Source organism: Halorussus ruber (assembly GCF_004765785.1).
GTDB lineage: Archaea > Halobacteriota > Halobacteria > Halobacteriales > Haladaptataceae > Halorussus > Halorussus ruber.
Map to the genome: position 1 here is coordinate 1 of NZ_SBIT01000029.1, position 4,443 is coordinate 4,443.

Below are 4,443 nucleotides of genomic sequence, written 5' to 3' on the forward strand. Positions count from 1 at the left end.
ATATAAATTCAGTTATAAAATTATTTTTGGTATTATTAAACAAAGATGGAATGAATAGATTCAAACGGTCGCGGTCAACCGAGCCTGATATACCTACGCAATTAAATACGACTTCCAGATTTTGAGACAAGAAACAGGTGGGAGCAGAAATCCCGTCACACACCAGTCCGTCGGTCAAACGAGACCTCCTGTTCTCGAAATTCAACTGTCAGGTAGCCGCCACACCAAAATAGCGTCTCAGTCAGAGTCGTCTGTAGCCGTCTTGTTGATTTGAAATTCAACGAGTTGGCCGGGTGGGAGGTCAGTCTCGTCTAAAACCTGCAAGAACGTCTGCCCATCCCCACTCAATACTCGTGCTGTCACAGTCTCGGTCGCGTCCTCGGCGTCGAGCTTCGACTCGATAGCGTCCAACCGAGTCAACACCGTCGATTCGAACGAGTCCGTCTCGGAATCCGGCGAACTCGCCGCCGCTGGGTCGTCGCGTACGTCTTCAGTCGTTGCGGGGTGTGATTGTTGATCTTCAGTCGAAGCAGACGGGCTACTAGTTCGACTATCGTGATCCGCTTCAATTGATTGAGTAGAGAATTGGTCCCGAAACTCGTCAACTGCCACACCTTCCGCCGATAAATCGACCGGCGTTCGCTCGGGAACGGGGAAGCTCTCTCGGGTAGCGACGGGTTTGTCGCCGAGCGCCTGCCATTGTTGCATCCGAATCTTTTGGGCGACGCGGTCTGTGAGCCAGCCCGGAGCAACCCATTCCCCCGCCTCGTAGAGAGTATGCTCGTGTGAGTCGTTGGTACCCCATGTGAAACAGTCGTCGTAGCGCTTCTGGAACCGATTCAACTCCCCACCCGTCGCATGCTTGATGACGACGTGCTGTGGCGCTAACTCCTCGACAGTCTCGTCAAGCGTCTCGGGCGTCGGATGGTTGATCACCTCGAATGCGTGGGTCGTACACGACCCGCCGGAAACAGGCTCAACTCCGCCCGTTGTAAGTTGGACGAACACCGCAGAGGGGTCGTCCTCGATAGCCCCGAACAATCGCTTGGCGCTTCCTCGGACAGGCTCGTCAGGACCACAAATCGTGATTGCACCCGAGTCCAGTACCTCCGACGGCTCAGAGAAAACCGGCTGTGATTCGACGTTCGGCGTATCGAAGTCAAGGTCGTCCCAGAGTTTCGCGGTTTGACCAACGAGCCGAATCGGGAGTGTCCGGTCAAGCTCGTCGGCGAGGTGGCCGAGGAGCGTCGCGTAGTGAACGCCAGTTAGCGCGCTCGTTGCAACGACGACAGACGACCCTGCGAACCCGCGTTCGAGAATCGTTCGCAACGAATCGTTGAGGTGGGTCGTGTACTCGTCGGTCGTCGCAACGTTCAGCAGAACGGCGTCGATATCGACCGGCAAGGCCGTCTCCAGTCCGGGATATCCCGCGCAGGGCCGAGTCGTGAAGTCACCTGTCGCCAAGAGATACTGCATCTCGTCATCGAATGCTGAGTTAGCGCTCGCTTCGTCGTGGAACCGGATGACGAATCCAACAGCACCGGGCGTGTGCCCCACCGGAATCGGGCGAACTTCGAGGTTTGGTAGGATAGCGGTCCAGTCCTCGATTGGTTCGAGCGCGTCAAGTGCGTCCGAAACAGCTCCGAGGTCGTTGTGTTTCTGGGCTTCAGGGAGAGCGCGCTCGACAATTGTCGCTGTTGCGGGGGCCGTATAGATCGGAGCGTTGTGGCGAACATTATCGCCAAGTGTCCGGTAGTGGTCGATATGGCCGTGCGTGAGTAGTATCGCGTTTAAATATTCATCGTCAGCGAGGAGGGCGTCTAAATCAACGCCGTTTCCGGCATCGATGAGGATGCACGCAGTCGTCCCGTCATTCGTGTGAAATCGCAAGAGGGTCGACTCATTGCCAGCGTAAACATTCGCATTCTGGTACGAGACATCCATCTATTTACAAGTATGGTAGGACCACCCGTACTTGAAAACCCGACAAAGAGTTCCTCCACTACGAGAATACTCTATTTCGTCCCCTCGAATAGAGACTCGCCATCGAAACTCGCCGAGGCCGCGCAGAAGTGGATCGGATTGAGACCGGCGATTACGATGTGTTTTTCGACCCCAGAAAGGGTGCGGGGACAACATTCCCTGCCCGAGAACCATGGCAACACTCCAAGCAGCAACAACGTCGGACGGTGTCACCGTCACCGATGCACAGGCAGTTCGAGAACTCTGCGAATCATACTGTTTCGGAACGCTCGAATGGGAGGTTGACGACAACGACCGACTCTCGATTTGGGGCTACGACGCATTCGAGGTCTACGGGCGTCGAGAAAACGGCCTGCCCGACTACGAAGCAGGACAGCGGACCCACGAGTTCCTTCGAGCACTCGCAACGTACGTCGAGGAGGGCGACGAACTCGATATTCAAACGGCCGGATTCACAAAGTGTCGGTTCCCAGTACTTGCCGCTCGATACGTCGTCCGGCATGGCGACGTCCTGCAAGCAGACCTTCGAACTCTTGAGCCAATTGAGGATTGAACGGTGTGACGCGTCCTATCAAGACGGATGCTGTCGCTGAACCTGGTTTCGGGGAGTGTCAGATAAGATATTTGTCGGTTCGATGGACGAGTTAGAGCCGGTCAGTTAGTTTTTCTGCCCCCGAAGGGTGCGGGGCACTCGACTTCTCGGTGCCTCACGACCACAATGACGACACCACTTGCAAGACTCAAGACGACGAGTAGAGTCCGGAAACGCGCCCAGTACGAAGCCCTCGAATTCGAACTCCAAAACGATGATGTGCGTGTTCGGAACGGGAGCTACGCCGACCCGGAGAATCACGAGTACACCGTCCGAATCGAGGACGACCTGCCGACCGCGTGTACGTGCCCGGCAGACGCAAAATACAGCGGAGCGTGCAAACACCGCGTCGCTGTTGCGCTCCGTCAACCCATTCTCGACGCGGTTCGCCACCACCAACTTCTCACCGACGGTGGCGAGGCTATCCAGTCCTCAAACCAAGTGCGCGACCACGAGAAGAACTCCGAAGAACAAGCGGAGGCCGACGAGCCAGACTGCGACTGTGCAGACCTCTCCAGCGATTTTCCGTGCTGGGAGTGCTACCGGACCGGACGACGTGACCTCCCTGAATAACACTCTGCACGTCGAGACGACCCCTTGCGTGTTCTTACGCTGTATCGAAGCACAACGACTCTCAACAGATTCCGAACTCCATGACTTCCCCCGAAAACACCAACGACGACGCTTCGCTCGCACGACTAACCATCGCAGTTACGAATGCCAACCTTCCAGAGGACGAAGCCGAACAGCAGGCACTCTGTGAATCCCTCGAAACAGCTGTTGGCACCGTCCTCAACGAGACACTCGGTGACTCCACGGCAGACATCGAAGCGATGCTCGGGCATACGTACACCTCGGTCAGTCCCATCTGTCCAGCGTGCGATAGCGCGCTCACGCTCGACGGTATCCATCTCGGCGAGGATGCAAATGCGTACGCGGTCGCAGGTTGTTCAGCCGACTGTGGCTGGACCGGTGACGGCGTGTACAAACTCGTTGATCTCGATAGAAGCGTCGGCGGTCACTACGAAAGCGAGGTCCTTGCTGGAGGGATTCGGCTGGAGCGCCAGCGGTACACCGACCGCGACCGCTAGTTCAGTCGCGCTCTTTCGTCCGCAACTCGAAACACGTCTCACGTATTCCTCCGGCCTGGAGTCCCGCAAATCGCTCTCAGTGGTTTTTTCGTCGCCTCCAACAGGAGCGGAGGCGACGACAAGTGAGCAATGTCACAGATGCCGAATCGAATGGACTCTCGCCAGAACAACGACTTGAGCCGCGAAACATCCGGCTCATCGACCCGAGCATCGCGACGATAGACGACATGGACACCCTCCGTGCCTGTGTCGCCTACGAGAATACTCACCAGAATCGTATCCAAATCCTCCGACGGCTCAAGCGACGTGCAGAAGAACTCCGGTCAGAACAGGCGTAACAGTAGTTGGTGAGACTATTTCTTTATTCAGTTTCTACACCGTAACTGATTCGGTGGTGTTGCTCAATTCGCGGTACGGGTTAACTATGGCACTCCCCATTAGTTACAGATAGTATTTCGAGGGACATGCTGAATACAGAGGGTGTAGCCAGCATACGGTTTCTATTAGCTTCTGAGGATTCCAACGGAGCCGGAATCTCGAATTTTCATCGGCGTAACGCTACTATCCAGGCCGAGACCGACCGGCCGGGCACCCACGACCAAGCCAAGAAAATGGCCAAGCGCACCGAGGTCGACTTCTATGGCGACCCCGACGCCAGCATCGTGTTTAGTTAGTGGAATTGTGCCAGACGGCGAACGCTTGCAACCATGTTTCAGCAGTTGCTGGTTCGACATGGCTAAAACAGTTACTGAACGATGAGGTTCGTCGTTTTACCTC

General features: G+C 56.0%; 5 protein-coding genes and 1 pseudogene. 4 read left to right on the forward strand and 2 right to left on the reverse strand.

All coding sequences use genetic code 11. The features are described 5' to 3' along the window. Positions 1 to 237 precede the first annotated feature (237 nt). Positions 238 to 1,944, reverse strand: a complete 1,707-nt coding sequence (locus EPL01_RS21235; protein ID WP_135827278.1) for an MBL fold metallo-hydrolase — start codon at positions 1,942 to 1,944, stop codon at positions 238 to 240. Positions 1,945 to 2,155: 211 nt separating this feature from the next. On the opposite strand from EPL01_RS21235, the gene EPL01_RS21240 reads away from it, so the two are divergent. The 4 genes from EPL01_RS21240 to EPL01_RS22310 all read left to right on the forward strand — a co-directional run bounded on the left by EPL01_RS21240 (position 2,156) and on the right by EPL01_RS22310 (position 4,004). Continuing rightward, on the forward strand, positions 2,156 to 2,536 hold the full coding sequence (locus EPL01_RS21240) for a hypothetical protein (RefSeq protein WP_135827279.1): 381 nt from the start codon (positions 2,156 to 2,158) through the stop codon (positions 2,534 to 2,536). Between the two features lie 165 nt (positions 2,537 to 2,701). Continuing rightward, positions 2,702 to 3,148, forward strand: a complete 447-nt coding sequence (locus EPL01_RS21245; RefSeq protein WP_135827280.1) for an SWIM zinc finger family protein — start codon at positions 2,702 to 2,704, stop codon at positions 3,146 to 3,148. Positions 3,149 to 3,228: 80 nt separating this feature from the next. Further along, the gene (locus tag EPL01_RS21250) at positions 3,229 to 3,666 is read left to right on the forward strand and encodes a hypothetical protein (protein ID WP_135827281.1); all 438 of its coding nucleotides are present in this window, start codon (positions 3,229 to 3,231) and stop codon (positions 3,664 to 3,666) included. 122 nt (positions 3,667 to 3,788) lie between these two features. After that, a complete protein-coding gene (locus tag EPL01_RS22310) occupies positions 3,789 to 4,004 on the forward strand; it encodes a DUF8129 domain-containing protein (protein ID WP_135827282.1) in 216 nt (71 codons plus the stop codon). A 328-nt stretch (positions 4,005 to 4,332) separates the two neighbouring features. Here EPL01_RS22310 and EPL01_RS21265 read toward each other — a convergent pair. Then, positions 4,333 to 4,443, reverse strand: a pseudogene (locus EPL01_RS21265) (IS6 family transposase); the annotation flags it as partial.

What these genes read in the sequence shown, in the direction of transcription:
- EPL01_RS21235 (WP_135827278.1), bottom strand. Translation starts at nt 1,944, where the DNA reads ATGGATGTCTCGTACCAGAATGCGAATGTTTACGCTGGCAATGAGTCG.
- EPL01_RS21245 (WP_135827280.1), top strand. Translation starts at nt 2,702, where the DNA reads ATGACGACACCACTTGCAAGACTCAAGACGACGAGTAGAGTCCGGAAA.
- EPL01_RS21240 (WP_135827279.1), top strand. Translation starts at nt 2,156, where the DNA reads ATGGCAACACTCCAAGCAGCAACAACGTCGGACGGTGTCACCGTCACC.
- EPL01_RS21250 (WP_135827281.1), top strand. Translation starts at nt 3,229, where the DNA reads ATGACTTCCCCCGAAAACACCAACGACGACGCTTCGCTCGCACGACTA.